The following is a 17,814-nucleotide window of genomic DNA, read 5'->3' as shown; positions in this document are numbered from 1 at the left end:
GGCACCGGCCGCACCGGGGAGAGTGGGGCACGGCCGGCCGGTGCCGGTCTCGCGGGCGGAGGGTCAGCCGATGCCGTTGCGGATCGCCGTGATCAGCTCACCGTTGGGCGTGTCGCCGCTGAGCTCCCAGAAGAACGAGCCGCCGAGGCCCTTCTGTTTGGCGTAGCCCATCTTCCCGCCGATCGTGCCGGGGGTGTCGTAGCTCCACCACTGGTCGCCGCACTTGGCGTAGGAGGTCCCGGCGACCGTCCCGGTGGACGGGCACCTGGTCTTGAGGACCTTGTAGTCCTCGATCCCCGCCTCATAGGTGCCGGGCGCAGCCCCGGTGGCCGTGCCGCCCGGAGCGGCCTGCGAGACGCCTGACCAGCCGCGCCCGTAGAACCCGATGCCGAGCAGCAGCTTGGACGCCGGGACGCCCTTGGCCGTGAGCGCGGTGATCGTCGTGTCGGAGTCGAATCCCTGGATCGGGATGCCGGTGTAGGAGTTCAGCGGCGAGTGCGGGGCGGTCGGCCCGGCCGCGTCCCACGCGCCGAAGTAGTCGTAGGTCATCGGCAGGTACCAGTCGACGTACTGCGCCGCGCCGGCGTAGTCGGCCGCGTCGAGCTTGCCGCCCGGGGTGCCGTCCGCGCTGACCGCCGCGGTCACCAGGTTGCCCGCGCCGAACTTGCCGCGCAGCGCCGACAGCAGGTTCGTGAGCGCGGCCGGTCCGCTGCTGTCGCAGCTCAGCCCGCAGGCGTTGGGGTACTCCCAGTCGATGTCGATGCCGTCGAACACGTCCGCCCAGCGCGGGTCCTCGACCAGCTTGTAGCAGGAGTCGGCGAACGCGGCCGGGTTGGCCGCGGCCTGTCCGAGGCCGCCCGACCAGGTCCAGCCGCCGAACGACCACAGCACCTTCAGCCCGGGGTGCTTGGCCTTGAGCTTGCGGAGCTGGTTGAAGCTGCCGCGCAGCGGCTGGTCCCAGGTGTCGGCGACGCCGTCCACGCTCTCGCCGGCGGTGTAGGCCTTCTCGAAGTCGGCGTAGGAGTCGCCGATCGTGCACTGGCCGTTCTGCACGTTGCCGAAGGCGTAGTTGATGTGGGTCAGCTTCGCGGCCGAGCCGCTGGTGTCGATGTTCTTGACGTGGTAGCCGCGTTGGTAGACGCCCCACTCGGCGAAGTAGCCGATGACCTTGTCACCGGCGGCGGCGCTGGTGCCCGCCGCCCTCGCCGTGGTGGCCGCGGCCGTGGTGGCCGCCGGCGCCGGGAGTGCCGTGAGCAGGGCTCCGGCAACTGCGATGATCGCCGCGCAGGCGAGCGCGATGGCCCGCCGTCCGCCCGGTCTGGACATGAACGCTCCGTTCGGTCCGCCCCGAACCAACAGTAATCTCGGCCTTTTCTTAGGAAAGTTTCCTAAGAATTGCGCCGATGGTAACCGGGTGTTGAGGGGCCTTCAAGGGCCGTTCCGCAGCTTGCCCGGCGGGGGTCCAGGTGGTCTAAGCGCCTGCCTCGGGACGTACGGCCCAGGGTCCGGGAAAAAAATCCCGCTCAGCCGGCGCCGAACCAGCCGGGCGCGTCCAGCCGCCATAGCTCCGCGGGGGTCACCCGCTGGAGATCGTCCTCCATCGCCCGCCGGGTGGCCGGGCCCTCCGCAAGGACCGTCAGCCGCCCAGGTAGGCCAGCACGGCCAGGACGCGGCGGTTGTCGTCTTCGGACTGGGGCAGCCCGAGCTTGCCGAAGATGTTGTTGGTGTGCTTGCTGATCGCCTTCTCGGTGACGAACAGCGCCGCCGCGATCGCCGCGTTCGACCGGCCCTCGGCCATCAGCCCCAGCACCTCGCGCTCGCGGGGGGTCAGCGCCTGGAGCGGCTCCTCGCGGGCGTGCCGGGTCAGCAGCTGGGCGACCACGTCGGGGTCGAGCGCGGTGCCGCCCGCCGCGACCCGGCGCACCGCGTCCACGAACTGCGCCACGTCCGACACCCGGTCCTTCAGCAGGTAGCCGATGCCGCCGGAGCTGTCGGACAGCAGCTCGCGCGCGTAGAGCTGCTCGACATGCTGGGAGAGCACCAGCACCGGCAGGCCCGGGTTCTCCTTGCGCGCCTCCAGCGCGGCCTTCAGCCCCTCGTCGGTGAACGTCGGCGGGAGCCGCACGTCGACCACCGCCACGTCCGGCCGGTGCGCGGCCAGCGCCCGGGCCAGGGACGGACCGTTGTCGACCGCCTCGACGACCTCGAAGCCGAACGCCTCCAGCAGGCGGATCAGCCCGTCCCGGAGGAGGGCAAGGTCTTCGGCGATGACAACGCGCACGGCAGCTCCATGGTCACGACGGTGGGTCCGCCGAGGGGACTCGTCACCGCCATCGTCCCATCGAACGCGGCGAGCCTGCGTTCGATCCCGCGCAGCCCGCTGCCGTTCCGGGGGTCGGCGCCGCCCGTCCCGTCGTCCCCGACGATCGTGACGAGCCGGTCGCCGGTGTGCTCCATCTGGATCCAGGCGCGGGCCGCCCCGCTGTGCTTGACCACGTTGGCCAGGATCTCCGCCACCGCGAAGTACGCGGCCGACTCCACCGGCGCGTCCGCCCGCCCCCGCACGTCGGTCCGCACGTCGATGGGGAGCGGCAGCGACAGCGCCAGCGCCTGCACCGCACCGTCCAGGCCACGTTCGGCCAGGACCGGCGGATGGATGCCGCGGACCAGGTCGCGCAGCTCGACCAGCGCCTTCCCGCTCGACGCGCGGGCCTCGGCCATCAGTGTGCGCGCCGTCTCCGGGTCGTGCTTCATCATCTCCTCGGCCAGCCCGATGTTCATGCTCAGCGCCACCAGCCGGGCCTGCGCCCCGTCGTGCAGGTCGCGCTCGATGCGGCGCAGCTCGGCGGCCGAGACGTCCACCGTGTCCGACCGGGTCTCGGCGAGGTGCTCGACCCGCTCGGCCAGCACGGTCCGGGTGGGCGCCAGCAGCGACTGGGAGAACAGCGCGTGCCCCTTCAGGATCGCCATCCCGAGCGGCGCCCCGACGCAGGCCAGCCCGGCGCCGAGCACGATGCTGCCCGCGATGCCGATCACCCCGTAGTCGCCGAGCGGCCAGAACGGACCCCAGCCGTAGTCGGTGATCTGCGCCAGCCACGGCGCGACCAGCACGCCCTCCAGCCCGTACAGCACCGCGGAGCCGGCCAGGACCCCGAGGACGAACCCGAGCGGCACGTTGATCACCAGCCACAGCAGGTCCCGCCAGGTCGCCGGGTCGGTGAGCAGCCAGCGCAGCCGCGGGAAGAACCGGTCGCCGTTCTCCGGACGGGCCCGGTAGGGGACCGGGATTCGCACTTCCGACCACTCCGAGGCCCACAGCCGCTGCTGGTTCGCGACGCCCCGCACGGTGGTCAGCACGATCGGGACCATCACCAGCCCGATCCCCAGCGGGATGAACGCGAACGACAGGATCGTCAGGATCATCAGGGGCAGGTTCACCCCCATCGCCAGGACCGCCTGGATCAGCCCCCGGACGAAGGCGAGGAGCCCGCGCCGGGCGTACTCGCCGATCCGGTCGGCGGCGTTCCCGCGAACATTCACGTGCTCCTCCAGGCTGCCGGGGCCGACCGGGAACTCCGGTCCGGTGTTTCCATTCTGGGGCGTCCGAGCTGGAGAGGCGGTGGTGCTAGACCCTCTTTCGGCCCGGCTTCGCGGGGGAGTTATCCCCACCTCGCGGCGGGGGCCACAATGGGGCGGTGACGCGACGAGCTGAGGAAAGCGAATCCAGATTGTGACAGCGACCATCAGCCAGACCGACGACGGCCGGAACTCCGGCGGTACCCCGCCCGTGACCCAGCGGATCGCCGAGGAGCTCGGCGTCCGCGAGGGACAGGTGCGGGTCGCCGTCGACCTGCTCGACGGCGGGGCCACCGTCCCCTTCATCGCCCGCTACCGCAAGGAGGCGACGGGCACGCTCGACGACGCGCAGTTGCGCGCGCTGGAGGAGCGGCTGCGCTACCTGCGGGAGCTGGACGAGCGGCGCGCCGCGATCCTGGAGTCGATCGAGTCCCAGGGCAAGCTCACCGGCGAGCTCACGGCCCAGCTCACCGCGGCCGAGTCCAAGGCGCGGCTGGAGGACATCTACCTCCCCTACAAGCCCAAGCGGCGGACCAAGGCGCAGATCGCCCGCGAGGCCGGGCTGGAACCGCTCGCCGAGCTGCTGCTGGGCGACCCCTCGCGCGACCCGCAGGCCGAGGCCGCCGCCTACGTGGACGAGGCCAAGGGCGTCGCCGACGCGACCGCGGCGCTGGAGGGCGCGCGCGCCGTCCTGGTCGAGCGGTTCGCCGAGGACGCCGACCTCATCGGCGGGCTGCGCGAGCGGATGTGGGGGCAGGGCCGCATGGTCGCGCGGGTCCGCGAGGGCAAGGAGGAGACGGGCGCCAAGTTCTCCGACTACTTCGCGTTCGCCGAGCCGTTCGCCAAGCTGCCCTCGCACCGCGTCCTCGCGCTGCTGCGCGGCGAGAAGGAAGAGGTCCTCGAGCTCGACCTGGAGCCCGAGGAGGCCGCCGACGACCCCTCGGCGCGCAGCTCCTACGAGGCCGAGATCGCGCGCCGGTTCGAGATCGCCGACCGGGGCCGTCCCGGCGACCGCTGGCTGTCGGACGCGGTGCGCTGGGCCTGGCGCACCCGCATCCTGGTGCACCTCGGCATCGACGTGCGCACCCGGCTGCGGCAGGAGGCCGAGGACGAGGCGGTCCGGGTGTTCGCCGCCAACCTGCGCGACCTGCTGCTCGCCGCCCCCGCCGGGACGCGCGCCACGATGGGCCTGGACCCGGGGCTGCGCACCGGCGTCAAGGTCGCGGTCGTCGACGCCACCGGCAAGGTGGTCGGCACCGACACGATCTACCCGCACGAGCCGCGCCGGCGCTGGGACGAGTCGATCGAGGCGCTGGCCCGGCTGGCCCGCGAGCACCGGGTCGACCTGGTCTCCATCGGCAACGGCACCGCCTCGCGCGAGACCGACAAGCTCGCCGCCGACCTGATCTCCCGGCACCCGGACCTCGGCCTCACCAAGATCATGGTGTCCGAGGCGGGCGCGTCGGTGTACTCGGCGTCGGAGTACGCGAGCCGCGAGCTGCCCGGCATGGACGTGTCGCTGCGCGGCGCGGTGTCGATCGCCCGCCGGCTCCAGGACCCGCTGGCCGAACTGGTCAAGATCGACCCCAAGTCCATCGGAGTGGGCCAGTACCAGCACGACATCTCCGAGCTGAAGCTGTCGCGCTCGCTCGACGCGGTCGTCGAGGACGCGGTGAACGCGGTCGGCGTCGACGTCAACACCGCCTCGGCGCCGCTGCTGACCCGGGTGTCGGGGATCGGCACCGGGCTGGCCGACAGCATCGTGGCGCACCGCGACGCCTACGGCCCGTTCCGCAGCCGCGGCGGGCTCAAGGCGGTGGCGCGGCTCGGCCCGAAGGCGTTCGAGCAGTGCGCCGGCTTCCTGCGCATCCCCGGCGGCGACGACCCGCTCGACGCCTCCAGCGTGCACCCGGAGGCGTACCCGGTGGTGCACAGGATCCTCGGGGCGGCCGGCGGCGACCTCAAGGGCCTGGTCGGCAACACCGCCGTGCTGCGCTCGCTCAGGCCGGCCGACTTCGTCGACGGCGCGTTCGGGCTGCCGACCGTCACCGACATCCTCGCCGAGCTGGAGAAGCCGGGCCGCGACCCGCGCCCGGCGTTCAAGACCGCGACCTTCAAGGAGGGCGTCGACAAGCTCTCCGACCTGGAGCCCGGGATGATCCTGGAGGGGGTCGTCACCAACGCCGCGGCGTTCGGCGCGTTCGTGGACGTCGGCGTGCACCAGGACGGCCTGGTCCACATCTCCGCGATGTCCGACAAGTTCGTCGCCGACCCGCGTGACGTGGTCAAGCCCGGCGACATCGTCCGGGTGAAGGTGCTGGAGGTCGACCTCCAGCGCAAGCGCATCTCGCTCACGCTGCGCCTCGACGACGAGCCCGGCCGCGGCGACGGGCGCGAGCGCCCGCAGCGCCAGGGCCGCGGCGGCCAGAACGGCGGCGGTCAGGGGAACGACGGCGGCCAAGGAGGCGGCAGGGGCGGCGCGCGGGGCCAGGGCAACCGGGGCCAGGGCGGCGGACGCCCCCAAGGCGGCCAAGGTGGCGGACGTCCCCAGGGAGGCCAGGGCGGCCAGCGTGGTCAGGGCGGCCAAAGCGGCGGCCAGGGCGGCGGCCGTGGCGGACGCGGCTCCGGCGACCGTGGCCAGAGCGGCGGCTCCTCTGGAAGCAGCGGAGCCATGGCCGACGCGCTGCGACGCGCTGGCCTGGACAAGGGCCTGCCGCGCAAGGACCGCTAGCGGTAGAACACGTCGTCCCTCCGGCCTTCTTCTGAAGCCGGAGGGACGACGTGTCTGCTCGCCCTACGGACGCTCAGCGTTGGTCGTCGTTCCCAGCGGCGGACCCCCTAGAGCGGGTTCGCCGAACGGGTCCTGCGCGGCCGGAACCGTTGCACCAAAGGCCGCGACTATCCCGTTCATCCCGGATGATTATGAGGTTGCGGATGCTCAATGTCACACCCCCGCAACACATTGGTGATATTGAATCGGTGGCGGTCTCCGGGACGATCCGCACGAGTGGCGGCGCGCGGCCGTCCCGGCCTGGCGATCCGGAAGTTCGGGGGCGGTTCTGCGGCTCCGATGTCCGCAGGCCCCTCTTCTACCCCATAGACTTGGCGCGCGAAGGCGCGGAGCCGTATTTCGGCGTGCCCGCGCCAACCTGGAGACTGACTGGCTGAGTACGCGTCGAACGCCGCGGCCGAGACAGCGCCCGATCAAGGAGACCTACCCCAGTGAAGACCGATGTCGAGGAGTTGACCCCCACGCGGGTCAAGCTCACCGTCGAGGTTCCGTTCGACGAGCTCAAGCCGAATCTCGACAAGGCGTACAAGGAGATCTCGCAGCAGGTGCGGATCAAGGGCTTCCGGCCCGGCAAGGTCCCCGCCCCGCTGATCGACAAGTACGTCGGCAGGGGTGCGGTCCTACAGGAGGCGGTCAACGACGCGCTTCCCGAGCTGTACGGCCGCGCCGTCGAGGAGACCGAGATCTTCGTGCTCGGCCAGCCCGACGTGGAGGTGACCGAGCTCGACGACGGCACCCAGTTCGCCTTCACCGCCGAGGTGGACATCCGTCCCAAGTTCGACGTGCCCGACTACGACGGGCTGGAGGTGACCGTCGACGACGTCGAGGTCACCGACGAGCAGATCGACGAGACGGTCGACAACCTGCGCGAGCGGTTCGCCTCGCTCACCACCGCCGACCGGGCCGTCGAGGAGGGCGACTTCGCCACCGTCGACCTCGCCGCCGCGATCGGCGGGGAGGCCGTCGAGGACGCCTCGACCAGCGGCTACTCCTACGAGGTCGGCAGCAAGTCGGCCGTCGAGGGCCTCGACGAGGCGCTGCTCGGCCTGTCGGCCGGGGAGGCCAAGACCTTCACCAGCACCCTGGCCGGCGGCGAGCGCTCCGGCGAGGAGGCCGAGATCACGGCCACCGTGAGCAGCGTCAAGGTCAAGAACCTGCCCGAGCTCGACGACGAGTTCGCCCAGCTCGCCAGCGAGTTCGACACCATCGAGGAGCTGCGCGAGGACGTGCGCAAGCGACTCGACCGGCAGGTCCGCACCCAGCAGCTCTCCGACGCCCGCGACAAGGCGCTGGAGGCCCTGCTGGCCAAGGTCGAGATCCCGCTGCCCGACCAGGTCGTGCAGGAGGAGATCGACCGCCGCAACCAGCAGCTCGAGCAGCAGCTCCAGATGGCCGGCCTGACCAAGGCCGCCTACCTCGAGGACGAGGAGAAGTCCGAGGAGGACTTCGACACCGAGGTCGCCGACGCGGCCCGGCTCGCGGTCAAGGGCGGCTTCGTCCTCGACCAGCTCGCCGTCCAGGAGGAGCTGGGGGTCGAGAACGAGGAGCTCAGCGAGTACGTGGTCACCCAGGCCATGCAGATGGGCGTGGCCCCGCAGCAGCTCGCCCAGTACCTCACCGAGAACAACCAGCTCCCCGCCATCGTGTCCGAGGTGCTGCGCAGCAAGGCGCTCAACCTGGTGGTCGAGCACGTCAAGGTCAAGGACGAGTCCGGCAACGAGCTCGACGTCGAGGCGATCCAGCGCGAGCTGAACGGCGAGACCGGAGAGACCGTCCAGGCCGAGGACGTGGACGCGGACGGCGACGAGTCGTCCGACGCCGACGCCGACACCGCCGCCGGGTCCGAGACGGACGAGGGCGCGGTGCCCGAGGCGTCCGAGGCCGGGGAGTCCCCCGCGACCGCCGCTGAGACGGCGGCTGAGGAGACCCCGGCCGCCAAGGCGAAGGACGACGAGAAGAAGGACGCCTGAGGCGTCTGCGACCTTCTCTGGGCCCCAGGGGCGCCCCGTACCGGAACGAACCGGTGCGGGGCGCCCCTTTTTGGTGCGGGCCGCCGCGTCCCGGCCCGTGCCGGATTCCCCGTCGGGCCGATCTCGGGGCCCGCACCGCGTTTGAACCAGGTTTGCACCGGCCTTTGTGCGGACTTGACGCCCCCGGCCGCACCGGGGGGAGGCGGGAAGGTACGCCCCTGGCGAAAAGCCGCCCCTCCCGGCTTAAGCGGCCCTCGGGGCGCGTTAATGTCCAATCATCCGAACCGATAAAAGGACCGGAGGAACACCCGGTGAGCATGCCTCCGACTTTCGATGAGTCGTCGCGGATCCAGGCCCGGGTCGCCGAGGCGCCCCTGCTGCCCCTGGGCGACCAGCTCTTCCAGCGCCTGCTGCGCGAGCGCATCGTCTTCCTCGGCCAGCAGGTCGATGACGACATCGCCAACCGCATCTGCGCCGAGCTGCTGCTGCTGTCGGCCGAGGACGGCCGCCGCGACATCACTCTCTACATCAACTCGCCCGGTGGCTCCGTCACCGCCGGCATGGCGATCTACGACATCATGCAGTACGTCCCGAACGACATCGTGACCGTCGGCATGGGCCTGGCCGCCTCGATGGGGCAGTTCCTGCTCTGCGCCGGCACCACGGGCAAGCGCTACGCGCTCCCGCACGCGCGCATCATGATGCACCAGCCGTCCGGCGGCATCGGCGGCACGGCCTCGGACATCAAGATCCAGGCCGAGCAGATGCTGTACGTGAAGAAGACGCTCGCCGAGAAGATCGCGGACCACACCGGGCAGTCGCTCGACCAGATCGAGAAGGACTCCGACCGGGACCGCTGGTTCACCGCCGACGAGGCCAAGGACTACGGCCTGGTGGACCACGTCGTGCTGAGCGCCACCCAGGTGCCCTCGGCGGGCCCCGTCTCCTGACGACCTGAACCTGCTATCGGAGGCACTCAAGTGAGCGATCTGACCCGTCCCGGCTTCAGCGATCTGATCCGCCCCGGCATTCAGGCCGGCGGCGCGCCGATGCCGGTGCACAACCGCTACATCATCCCGTCGTTCGTCGAGCGCACCACGTACGGGGTCAAGGAGATGAACCCGTACAACAAGCTGTTCGAAGAGCGCATCATCTTCCTCGGCGTGCAGATCGACGACGCGTCCGCCAACGACGTGATGGCCCAGCTCCTGACGCTGGAGTCGATCGACCCCGATCGCGACATCAGCATCTACATCAACTCGCCCGGCGGCTCGTTCACCGCCATGACGGCGATCTACGACACGATGCAGTTCGTCAAGCCCGAGATCCAGACGGTCTGCATCGGGCAGGCGGCCTCGGCCGCGGCGATGCTGCTCGCGGCCGGCACGGCGGGCAAGCGGGCGGCGCTGCCGCACTCGCGGATCCTGATCCACCAGCCGGCCACCGAGGGCACCTACGGGCAGTCCAGCGACATCGAGATCCAGGCCCGTGAGATCATGCGGATCCGGGAGCTCGAGGAGCAGATGCTCTCCCGGCACAGCGGCAGGAGCATCGAGGAAGTCCGCAAGGACATCGAGCGCGACAAGATCCTCACGGCGGCGGAGGCCAAGGAGTACGGCTTGGTCGACGACGTCTTCGCAAGCAGGAAGCGGAAGGCCGAGGTAGTGTCGTCCTGAGACGGCGCGAGGACGTGGGAGGACCCCCAGCCCGGTCGGCACACTTCCGGGCGAGGGGCTTTCCAAGTCCGTTGGAGGCGGTAACGTCGAATCCAACTTCGAGAGCCTTCGGGACCGGCCCCACGAAAAGGAGACAGTTGGGTGGCACGCATCGGCGACGGTGGTGACCTGCTCAAGTGCTCGTTCTGCGGGAAGAGCCAGAAGCAGGTCAAGAAGCTCATCGCGGGTCCGGGCGTGTACATCTGCGACGAGTGCATCGATCTCTGCAACGAGATCATCGAGGAGGAGCTCTCCGAGACCTCCGACCTCAAGTGGGACAGCCTGCCCAAGCCGCGGGAGATCTACGAGTTCCTGGACTCCTACGTCATCGGGCAGGACACGGCCAAGAAGGCGCTTTCGGTGGCCGTGTACAACCACTACAAGCGGATCCAGTCCGGCGACCCGGGACGGGACGACACGGTCGAGCTGGCCAAGTCGAACATCCTGCTGCTGGGCCCGACCGGATCGGGCAAGACGCTGCTCGCGCAGACGCTCGCCAAACTCCTCAACGTCCCGTTCGCCATCGCGGACGCCACGGCGCTGACGGAGGCAGGTTATGTCGGCGAGGATGTCGAGAACATCCTCCTCAAACTGATCCAGGCAGCCGACTACGACGTCAAGAAGGCCGAAACCGGGATCATCTACATCGACGAGGTCGACAAGATCGCTCGCAAGAGCGAGAACCCGTCGATCACCCGGGACGTGTCCGGTGAGGGCGTCCAGCAGGCGCTGCTGAAGATCCTGGAGGGGACCACCGCGAGCGTGCCGCCGCAGGGCGGGCGCAAGCACCCCCATCAGGAGTTCATCCAGATCGACACCACCAACGTGCTGTTCATCTGCGGTGGGGCCTTCGCCGGGCTGGAGAAGATCGTCGAGTCCCGGGTGGGCAAGCAGGGCATGGGCTTCGGCGCGGTGATCCGCTCCAAGGCCGATTTCGAGGAGTCGTCGGCGTTCCTGGGCGACGTGATGCCCGAGGACCTGCTGAAGTTCGGGATGATCCCCGAGTTCATCGGCCGGCTCCCGGTGATCACCAGCGTGCACAACCTGGACCGCGAGGCTCTGATCAACATCCTCACCGAGCCCAAGAACGCGCTGGTCCGGCAGTACCACCGGCTGTTCGAGCTCGACGGGGTCGACCTGGAGTTCAGCGACGACGCCCTGGAGGCGATCGCCGACCAGGCCATCCTGCGCGGCACCGGTGCCCGCGGGCTGCGCGCGATCATCGAGGAGGTCCTCCTCTCGGCGATGTACGAGGTCCCGAGCCGCCAGGACGTGGCGCGGGTCGTCATCACCAGGGAGGCCGTCCTGGAGCACGTCAACCCGACCCTGGTGCCGCGCGAGCGCGCCAAGCGGGAACCCCGCGAGAAGTCCGCCTGACCCGAGCGGACGCGAACGGCGGAACATCGGAACGCCCCTCCGGCAGCCCCGGAGGGGCGTTCGGTGTTTCGGGCCACTGCGCGAGCGCGCTACCTGGCCGGAGGGTCGAAGCCGGAGGCGAGCCCCACCGGCCAGATCGCGGAGCGATGTCGCGCTCGCCCGAGCACAGTCGGCGTCCGAGCCGCCAGGCGAGGATGCCGGGCCGGGATCGAATAGAGCTAGCCGCGGTCGCCGAGACCGGCCTCGCGGGCCATCACGATGGCCTGGGCGCGGTCGGCGACGTGCAGCTTCATGAAGATGTTGGAGACGTGGTTGCGCACGGTCTTCTGGCTGAGGAACAGCGTGGCGGCGATCTCGGCGTTGCTGCGACCCTGCGCGATCAGCTCCAGGACCTCCCGTTCCCGCTCGGTGAGCTGCGGGAACGCCGCCTGCCTGGGGTCGGGCATGTCGGTGAAGTAGGCCAGGACGCGGCGCGCGATCTCGGGCCCGTAGATGGCCTCGCCCGCCGCGACCGCCCGCACCGCGCGGGCGATCTCCTCGGCGCCCGACTCCTTGAGCAGGTAGCCGCGGGCCCCGGCGCGCATCACCGCGAACACCGAGTCGTCGTCGCGGAACATCGTCAGCACCAGCACGCCGATGCGCGGGCTGGTGCGGGTGATGGTGCGGGTGGCCTCGATCCCGTTGCCGCCCGGCATGTGCAGGTCCATCACCACGACGTCGGGTTGCAGTTCGGCGGCGAGCCGGACCGCCTCGGGCCCGTTCTCGGCCTCGCCGACGACGTCGGCGCCGAGCGCCTGCAACAGGTCGCGCAGCCCCTTCCGGAACACCGGGTGGTCGTCGGTGATGAGGACGCGGATGGCCTCTGTGCTCATGTTCGCCCGTCTCGTTCTGCCGGAGACCGATGGTAGCGGGGCACGGCGAGCGGCAGCCGCGCCGTCACCACCGTCCCGCCCCCGGTGCGCGAGGAGACGGTGCAGGTGCCGCCGAGCTCGGCGGCCCATTCCCGCATCGCGGCCAGGCCACCGCCGCGGCTCTGCCCGCCGTTGCGGACCGGGTCGGGGAGGCCGGTGCCGGAGTCGGCCACCATCAGGCTCAGATCGGTGCCGCGGGTCAGCAGCACCCGGGCGGTGGCGGCCCGCGAGTGCCGCCGGACGTTCGCCAGCGCCTCCCGGACGATGTGGAACGCGGCGACCTCGGTGGCGGCGGGCAGATCGGTCGGATCGCCGTCGAACCGGACGTCCACCCGGTCGCAGCAGCCCGCGGCGACCGACTCGATCGCCGCGACCAGCCCGAGATCGTCCAGCGCGGGCGGCCGGAGCCCGTGGGTGAGGTCGCGGAGGTCGCCGACGCTCCGCGTGAGCTGGTCGCGCAGCTCCGACAGCAGCGGCTCGACCCGCTCGGGCTCGTGCGCCATGGTGAGCCGCGCCGCCTCCAAGGACATGGCGAGGCTCGCCAGCGTGGGGCCGAGCCCGTCGTGCAGGTCGCGCCGGAGGCGGCGCCGCTCCTCTTCCCGGTTGGCCAGGATCTCCTCACGGGAGCGCTGGAGGTCGGCGGTCAGCCGGGCCAGCCGGGGGACGCCGGCCAGATGCGCCGCCGCCGCGCCGGCCGCGAACGCGCCGGCCAGGCCGGTGGCCCGCCTCAGGACCCGTCCCATGCCCTCGTCCTCCCCCTGCGCGCGCCTCTCGGACCACCCTGCCGTGCGGGATGACCCGGTGTCAGGTGACCGGTGTCCCGATCCCGGCGGGAACCCCCTTTTAGGCCCCGCCCGGTCACCGCGGCGCCGGGGCGGACGACGGCCTCCTCGGCCGAACCCCCGGCACGGACGGCGCGTCAGAGTTACGATCCGTCTGATCCGTTGGCCTTGGGCTTGATTTGACTCCCGGGAGTGCAATGGCCGATTCGCCCCCCCGACCCGACCTGCCGGGCCCCCCGCCCGGCGATGACCTGGAGGTCACGCAGATCGCCGAGGACCACGGCCCCCGAGTGACGGTCGTCCCCGAGCCGGGAGGCTCCGCCGGCGTCGCGCCCGCACCCTGGGGCGGATCGCCGCCCTGGTGGTCCTCGGCCGGGAGCGGGACGCCGCCGGCCGGTGTCGCGCCGGTCCAGGAGGGCCGTCCCGGGTTGCCGGACGCCACGGTCTCCAACTTCGGCCCAGGCCCCGCCCGGCTGGCCTCCGCGCTCAAGGAGGTCCAGGGGTCCGACACAGGCGGTATGCGGGCGCTGGAGATGCCCCAGCCGCTCGGGCCCTCGGCCATCGCGCCCCCCTCGAACGGCCAGCACCAGAACGGATACCAGAACGGGCAGCACCAGAACGGGCAGGCCAGGCACCAGGACGTCCTGGCGGCCGGCGGGCAGTCCGTCGTCGCCGTCCAGGCGCTGCCGTCCTGGGAGTCGCCCGGACCGCCCGGGTTGCGGAATACCGGCGCGCCCGGCTCGCGGCAGGCTCGCAAGCCCGTCCCCGGAATCGTGCTCGGGATCATTGCGGGCACGGCCCTGGCCGTCATCCTGCTGGTCGCCGTGATCGCGTTCCGGTCGGGGGGCGACGGCGGCGGCGACAAGGGGGCGGAGAAGACCGCCCTCAAGCCGAAGCGGCTGGTCGCCGCGGGCCCCGCGGCGGGCGGGCTCCTCAAGGACGCCGCGGACCCCGTCGCGAGCGCCGCCTACCCGTTCATCGCCGCGGCGGTCCGGGCCGGGGGAGTGCCCGCCCCGGGCGCGGCCACCGCCATGTACACCTCCAGACCGGAGGGGCTCGAGACCGTTCTGTTCATGGGCGGGACGGGCCAGGTCGGCGATCCGGCCGCGTTCCTTAAGAAGGCCCGCCCCAGCACGTTCATCACCGCCGAGGGCGCCGAGCCGGGCAAGGGCGGGGGACGGGCGATGTGCGGCACCTTCGCCGTGCTGGCCGACGTCCACCTCTACTGCGCGTGGGCGACCCGGGACTCGTTCGGGATCGTGGCCTCGGACGAGCCCGCCTCGTCCCCCGACACCGGCGCCATGGCCGACCTCATGCGCCGGATGCGCCCGGAGCTCGAACGGCACAAGTGATCACTCGTAGAGCCGCTCGGTGCCGGCGTCCACCAGATCCAGGACCAGCCCGATGAAGTAGACCGTGCCGAACGCCGCCACCCGCCGCCCGAGCCCGCCGACGGACTCCGCCGTGAGCGCCCCGGAGTCCAGCACCCGCCACCCGGCGGGCAGCGGGCGGGTGAAGCGCAGGTGGTCGTGCGGCAGCCGCACGTAGGTCACCGGCAGGCCGCGCAGCGCGGTGATCGCGCCGTCCAGGTCCTTGTGATCGGGCAGGCAGATCAGGACGTGGTCCAGCGCCCCCCAGCGGCTCAGCGCGGCGGACAGCGCCGCGGAGATCCCCTCGCGGTCGATCGCCGAGTCGGCCAGCAGCTCCGTCTCCGTCCCCGGGACGGTGTGCCAGGACAGGCGGCCGGGCAGCCGGACCGACGCGAGGACGGCGCGGAGGCGCTCGGGGGCCGGAGCCGGGCGACCGGCCAGATCGAGCAGCCGCCGCGCGGCGGCGGCCCCGAGCTCGGCGCCGGTGCGCGACAGCCCGTCCGGCAGCGGCCCGGTCGGCGGCCCCGTCGCGGTCCGCGGCAGGGCGGGCGGCTCCGCCGGGGTTTGCGGAGGGTGCTCGATCCCGATGCCCGCGATGCCTCGCACCGTCGTGGCGAGGACGTCGGCGACCGGGCCGGGCTGCCGGGCCGAGAGGACGGCCCGGGTGCCCGGGGCGACGACGGCCGCCTTCTCCTCGGCGATCTCGGTCACGGAGCCGCCCAGGACGCCGAGGTGCTCGCCGAAGACCGGGGCGATCGCGACGACGTCCGGCGGGAAGAGCGAGACCTCGTCGGAGCGTCCGCCCATGCCGGCCTCCAGCACGAGGACGTCCGCCCGGACACGGCGGGCGTGCAGCACGCCCGCCAGGATGAACAGGCCGGACGGTGACAGGTAGCCGTCCGGACGGTCAGCCGGCAGTGCGTCCATGGCCTGTCCGAGCCGCTCGCCCAAGGAGCGGAGCTCCGCCTCCGTAACGGCCTCGCCGTCGATCCTGATCCGGTCCCGGTTGCTGCGGTAGCCGGGACTCGTCACGGTGCACACGCGTAGACCCGCGGCGCTGAGCACGGCGGAGGCATACGTGGCGGTCGTCCCCTTGCCTTTCGACCCTACGACGGTCAGTACAGGGGCCCCAGGGGATAGGACGTCCAGAGCGGCGGCCAACTGGCGGGCACGCCGGACACTGCGGCCCTCCCCAGGGCCGCGGCCACTCCATTCGCGGAAGAACACCTCGTCGGTACTCACGACTCCCATGGTTCCAGTCCGTCCGGCACCCGCTCCCAGGGCGCCGGGCGGGGGCTGTGGACGGTGCCGAGTAGGCTGCGAAGGTCAGTTTCCGCCTGCATGGAGTGTCGTGAGCCAGGTAACCGATCCGCTCGACTACCAGGGCGCAGTCAGCGCCATCATGAGCCGCGGCGTCGAGTGGGAGATCGATCCCACGCTCGACCGGATCCGGGATCTGGTCGACGTCCTCGGCGATCCCCAGCGCGCCTACCCGGTCGTCCACGTCGCCGGCACCAACGGGAAGTCGAGCACCGCGCGGCTGATCGAAGCGCTGCTGCGGGAGCGGGGCCTGCGCACCGGCCTCTACACCAGTCCCGAGATGACCACGCTGCGGGAGCGGATCGCGATCGACGGCGAGCCGATCAGCGAGGAGCGGTTCGTCGAGGCGTTCCAGGACGTCTCGCCCTACGTGGACCTGGTCGACGGCAAGCACGAGGGACGGCTGTCGTTCTTCGAGGTGCTGACCGCGATGGCCTTCGCGGCCTTCGCGGACGCGCCGGTCGACGTGGCGGTCGTCGAGGTCGGGATGGGCGGCGGCTGGGACGCCACCAACGTGGCCGACGGGGCGGTGGCGGTGATCACGCCGATCGGGCTGGACCACACCCGGTACCTGGGCGACACCATCGAGGAGATCGCCGGCGAGAAGGCCGGGATCATCAAGCCGGACTCGGTCGCGGTCATCGGCCGGCAGCCGGTGGAGGCCGCCGAGGTGCTGCTGCGGCGGGTGGCCGAGACCGGCGCCACGGTCGCGCGCGAGGGCGCCGAGTTCGGCGTGCTGCGCCGCGAGGTCGCGGTCGGCGGCCAGCAGATGGAGCTGCGCGGGCTGCACGGCGGCTACGACGAGATCTTCCTCCCGCTGTTCGGCGAGCACCACGCGAGCAACGCCGTGACCGCGCTGGCCGCGGTCGAGGCGTTCGCCAGCGGTGCCCCGACCAAGGGCGAGGCCAACCTGGAGGCCGCCACCCGGGTCGCCCCGGGGGAGACCTACAGCACCGGGAACGAGGGCCAGCTCGACCCGGCCCTGGTCCGCAGCGGGTTCGCCAGGTCGGCCTCGCCCGGCCGCCTGGAGGTGGTGCGGTCGAGCCCGACCGTGGTGCTGGACGCGGCGCACAACCCGGCCGGGATGGCGGCGTCCGTCGCCACGATCACCGAGTCGTTCGCCTTCACCCGGCTGGTCGGCGTGTTCGCGATGGCCGCCGACAAGGACGTGGCCGGGGTGCTCGACCAGCTCGAGCCGGTGCTGGCCGAGCTGGTGGTGACGCGCAGCTCCTCGCCGCGCTCGATGCCGCCCGAGGAGCTGGCCGAGCTGGCCCAGGGGATCTTCGGGCCGGAGCGGGTGCACACCTCCGACCGGCTCGACGACGCGATCGACCATGCCATCGGGCTGGCCGAGGAGACCGGCGAGTACCAGGGCGCCGGAGTACTGATCACCGGCTCGGTGGTCACCGTCGGCGACGCGCGCATCCTGCTGCGCGTGGGGGAGGGACGATGAGCACGGACTCCGGCGGGGCGGCGGACCCCGCCCGCACCGAGGCCGCCGGGACCGCCCGCACCGACGCGGCGGGCGAGGTCCGCACCGAGGCGGCGGGCTCCGTGCGGGGCCGGGCGGCCAACCCGGTCGCGCGGCTGCTGTCGGCGGTGCTGGCCTGCGAGGCGATCGTGATCGCGCTGGCGATCCCGGTGGCGGTCTCGGTGCTGAACGTGGACGGCGCGCTGGCCGGGCTGGTGTGCGGCGGGCTCGCGGTGGTCTGCGTGCTGATGGCGGGGATGCTGCGCTTCCCGTGGGCGACTCCGGCGGGGACGGTGCTCCAACTCCTGATCATCGCGACCGGGTTCATGGTGCCGACGATGTTCTTCCTCGGCGTCCTGTTCGGCGCATTGTGGGCCACGGCCCTGTGGATGGGGCGCAAGGCGGAGGCCGCGGCGGCGCGCTGAATCCGCGGCGGCCGTGCCGCGATTCCGTCCGCCCGGGGATTCGCCTGCCGGGGATTCGCCGTCCGGAGTTTCGTCCGCTGGGAAAGGCGGACGGCGAAGACAGTTC

General features: G+C 71.8%; 14 protein-coding genes. 8 read left to right on the top strand and 6 right to left on the bottom strand.

The annotated features are described in order from the left end of the window. Positions 1–63: 63 nt before the first annotated feature. From OHA34_RS13020 to OHA34_RS13010, 3 genes are all read right to left on the bottom strand, one after another. The gene (locus OHA34_RS13020) at positions 64–1,326 is read right to left on the bottom strand and encodes a glycoside hydrolase family 18 protein (protein WP_285944399.1); all 1,263 of its coding nucleotides are present in this window, start codon (positions 1,324–1,326) and stop codon (positions 64–66) included. 310 nt (positions 1,327–1,636) lie between these two features. Continuing rightward, the gene (locus OHA34_RS13015; protein ID WP_285944400.1) at positions 1,637–2,281 is read right to left on the bottom strand and encodes a LuxR C-terminal-related transcriptional regulator; all 645 of its coding nucleotides are present in this window, start codon (positions 2,279–2,281) and stop codon (positions 1,637–1,639) included. After that, a complete protein-coding gene (locus OHA34_RS13010; RefSeq protein WP_285944401.1) occupies positions 2,233–3,540 on the bottom strand; it encodes a sensor histidine kinase in 1,308 nt (435 codons plus the stop codon). Before OHA34_RS13010 ends, OHA34_RS13015 begins: the two co-directional genes overlap by 49 nt. 190 nt (positions 3,541–3,730) lie before the next feature. On the opposite strand from OHA34_RS13010, the gene OHA34_RS13005 reads away from it, so the two are divergent. From OHA34_RS13005 to clpX, 5 genes are all read left to right on the top strand, one after another. Next, positions 3,731–6,307, top strand: a complete 2,577-nt coding sequence (locus OHA34_RS13005) for a Tex family protein (RefSeq protein ID WP_329521721.1) — start codon at positions 3,731–3,733, stop codon at positions 6,305–6,307. Positions 6,308–6,798: 491 nt separating this feature from the next. Further along, the gene (gene tig, locus OHA34_RS13000) at positions 6,799–8,337 is read left to right on the top strand and encodes a trigger factor (protein WP_329521720.1); all 1,539 of its coding nucleotides are present in this window, start codon (positions 6,799–6,801) and stop codon (positions 8,335–8,337) included. 317 nt (positions 8,338–8,654) lie between these two features. Next, positions 8,655–9,287 carry a ClpP family protease gene (locus OHA34_RS12995; protein ID WP_285944444.1) on the top strand — a complete coding sequence of 211 codons (633 nt, stop codon included), beginning with the start codon at positions 8,655–8,657 and terminating at the stop codon, positions 9,285–9,287. A 99-nt stretch (positions 9,288–9,386) separates the two neighbouring features. Continuing rightward, positions 9,387–10,013 carry an ATP-dependent Clp protease proteolytic subunit gene (locus OHA34_RS12990; RefSeq protein WP_285944446.1) on the top strand — a complete coding sequence of 209 codons (627 nt, stop codon included), beginning with the start codon at positions 9,387–9,389 and terminating at the stop codon, positions 10,011–10,013. Positions 10,014–10,154: 141 nt separating this feature from the next. Continuing rightward, positions 10,155–11,429, top strand: a complete 1,275-nt coding sequence (gene clpX / locus OHA34_RS12985; protein ID WP_285944404.1) for an ATP-dependent Clp protease ATP-binding subunit ClpX — start codon at positions 10,155–10,157, stop codon at positions 11,427–11,429. A 218-nt stretch (positions 11,430–11,647) separates the two neighbouring features. On the opposite strand, the gene OHA34_RS12980 is transcribed toward clpX, so the two are convergent. Continuing rightward, positions 11,648–12,301, bottom strand: coding sequence for a response regulator (locus OHA34_RS12980; RefSeq protein ID WP_285944405.1), 654 nt, complete (start codon positions 12,299–12,301; stop codon positions 11,648–11,650). Continuing rightward, on the bottom strand, positions 12,298–13,083 hold the full coding sequence (locus tag OHA34_RS12975; RefSeq protein WP_329521719.1) for a sensor histidine kinase: 786 nt from the start codon (positions 13,081–13,083) through the stop codon (positions 12,298–12,300). The genes OHA34_RS12980 and OHA34_RS12975 overlap by 4 nt, the downstream gene beginning before the upstream one ends. A 236-nt stretch (positions 13,084–13,319) precedes the next feature. Between OHA34_RS12975 and OHA34_RS12970 the strand changes: the two genes are divergently transcribed. After that, a complete protein-coding gene (locus tag OHA34_RS12970) occupies positions 13,320–14,474 on the top strand; it encodes a hypothetical protein (protein ID WP_329521718.1) in 1,155 nt (384 codons plus the stop codon). Here the strand turns inward: OHA34_RS12970 and OHA34_RS12965 are convergent, their stop codons facing one another. Continuing rightward, positions 14,475–15,524, bottom strand: coding sequence for a hypothetical protein (locus tag OHA34_RS12965; protein WP_329521717.1), 1,050 nt, complete (start codon positions 15,522–15,524; stop codon positions 14,475–14,477). It lies immediately after the preceding gene. A gap of 370 nt (positions 15,525–15,894) precedes the next feature. Between OHA34_RS12965 and OHA34_RS12960 the strand changes: the two genes are divergently transcribed. Both OHA34_RS12960 and OHA34_RS12955 read left to right on the top strand, forming a co-directional pair. Then, positions 15,895–17,265, top strand: coding sequence for a bifunctional folylpolyglutamate synthase/dihydrofolate synthase (locus tag OHA34_RS12960; RefSeq protein WP_285944447.1), 1,371 nt, complete (start codon positions 15,895–15,897; stop codon positions 17,263–17,265). Next, on the top strand, positions 17,262–17,708 hold the full coding sequence (locus OHA34_RS12955; RefSeq protein ID WP_285944410.1) for a DUF4233 domain-containing protein: 447 nt from the start codon (positions 17,262–17,264) through the stop codon (positions 17,706–17,708). The genes OHA34_RS12960 and OHA34_RS12955 overlap by 4 nt, the downstream gene beginning before the upstream one ends. Positions 17,709–17,814: the final 106 nt, after the last annotated feature.

The organism is Spirillospora sp. NBC_01491 (assembly GCF_036227065.1).
Lineage (GTDB): Bacteria > Actinomycetota > Actinomycetes > Streptosporangiales > Streptosporangiaceae > Spirillospora > Spirillospora xylanilytica.
The sequence above is the reverse complement of the archived record's forward strand: the minus strand, read 5'-3'. Positions and strand labels throughout refer to the sequence as shown.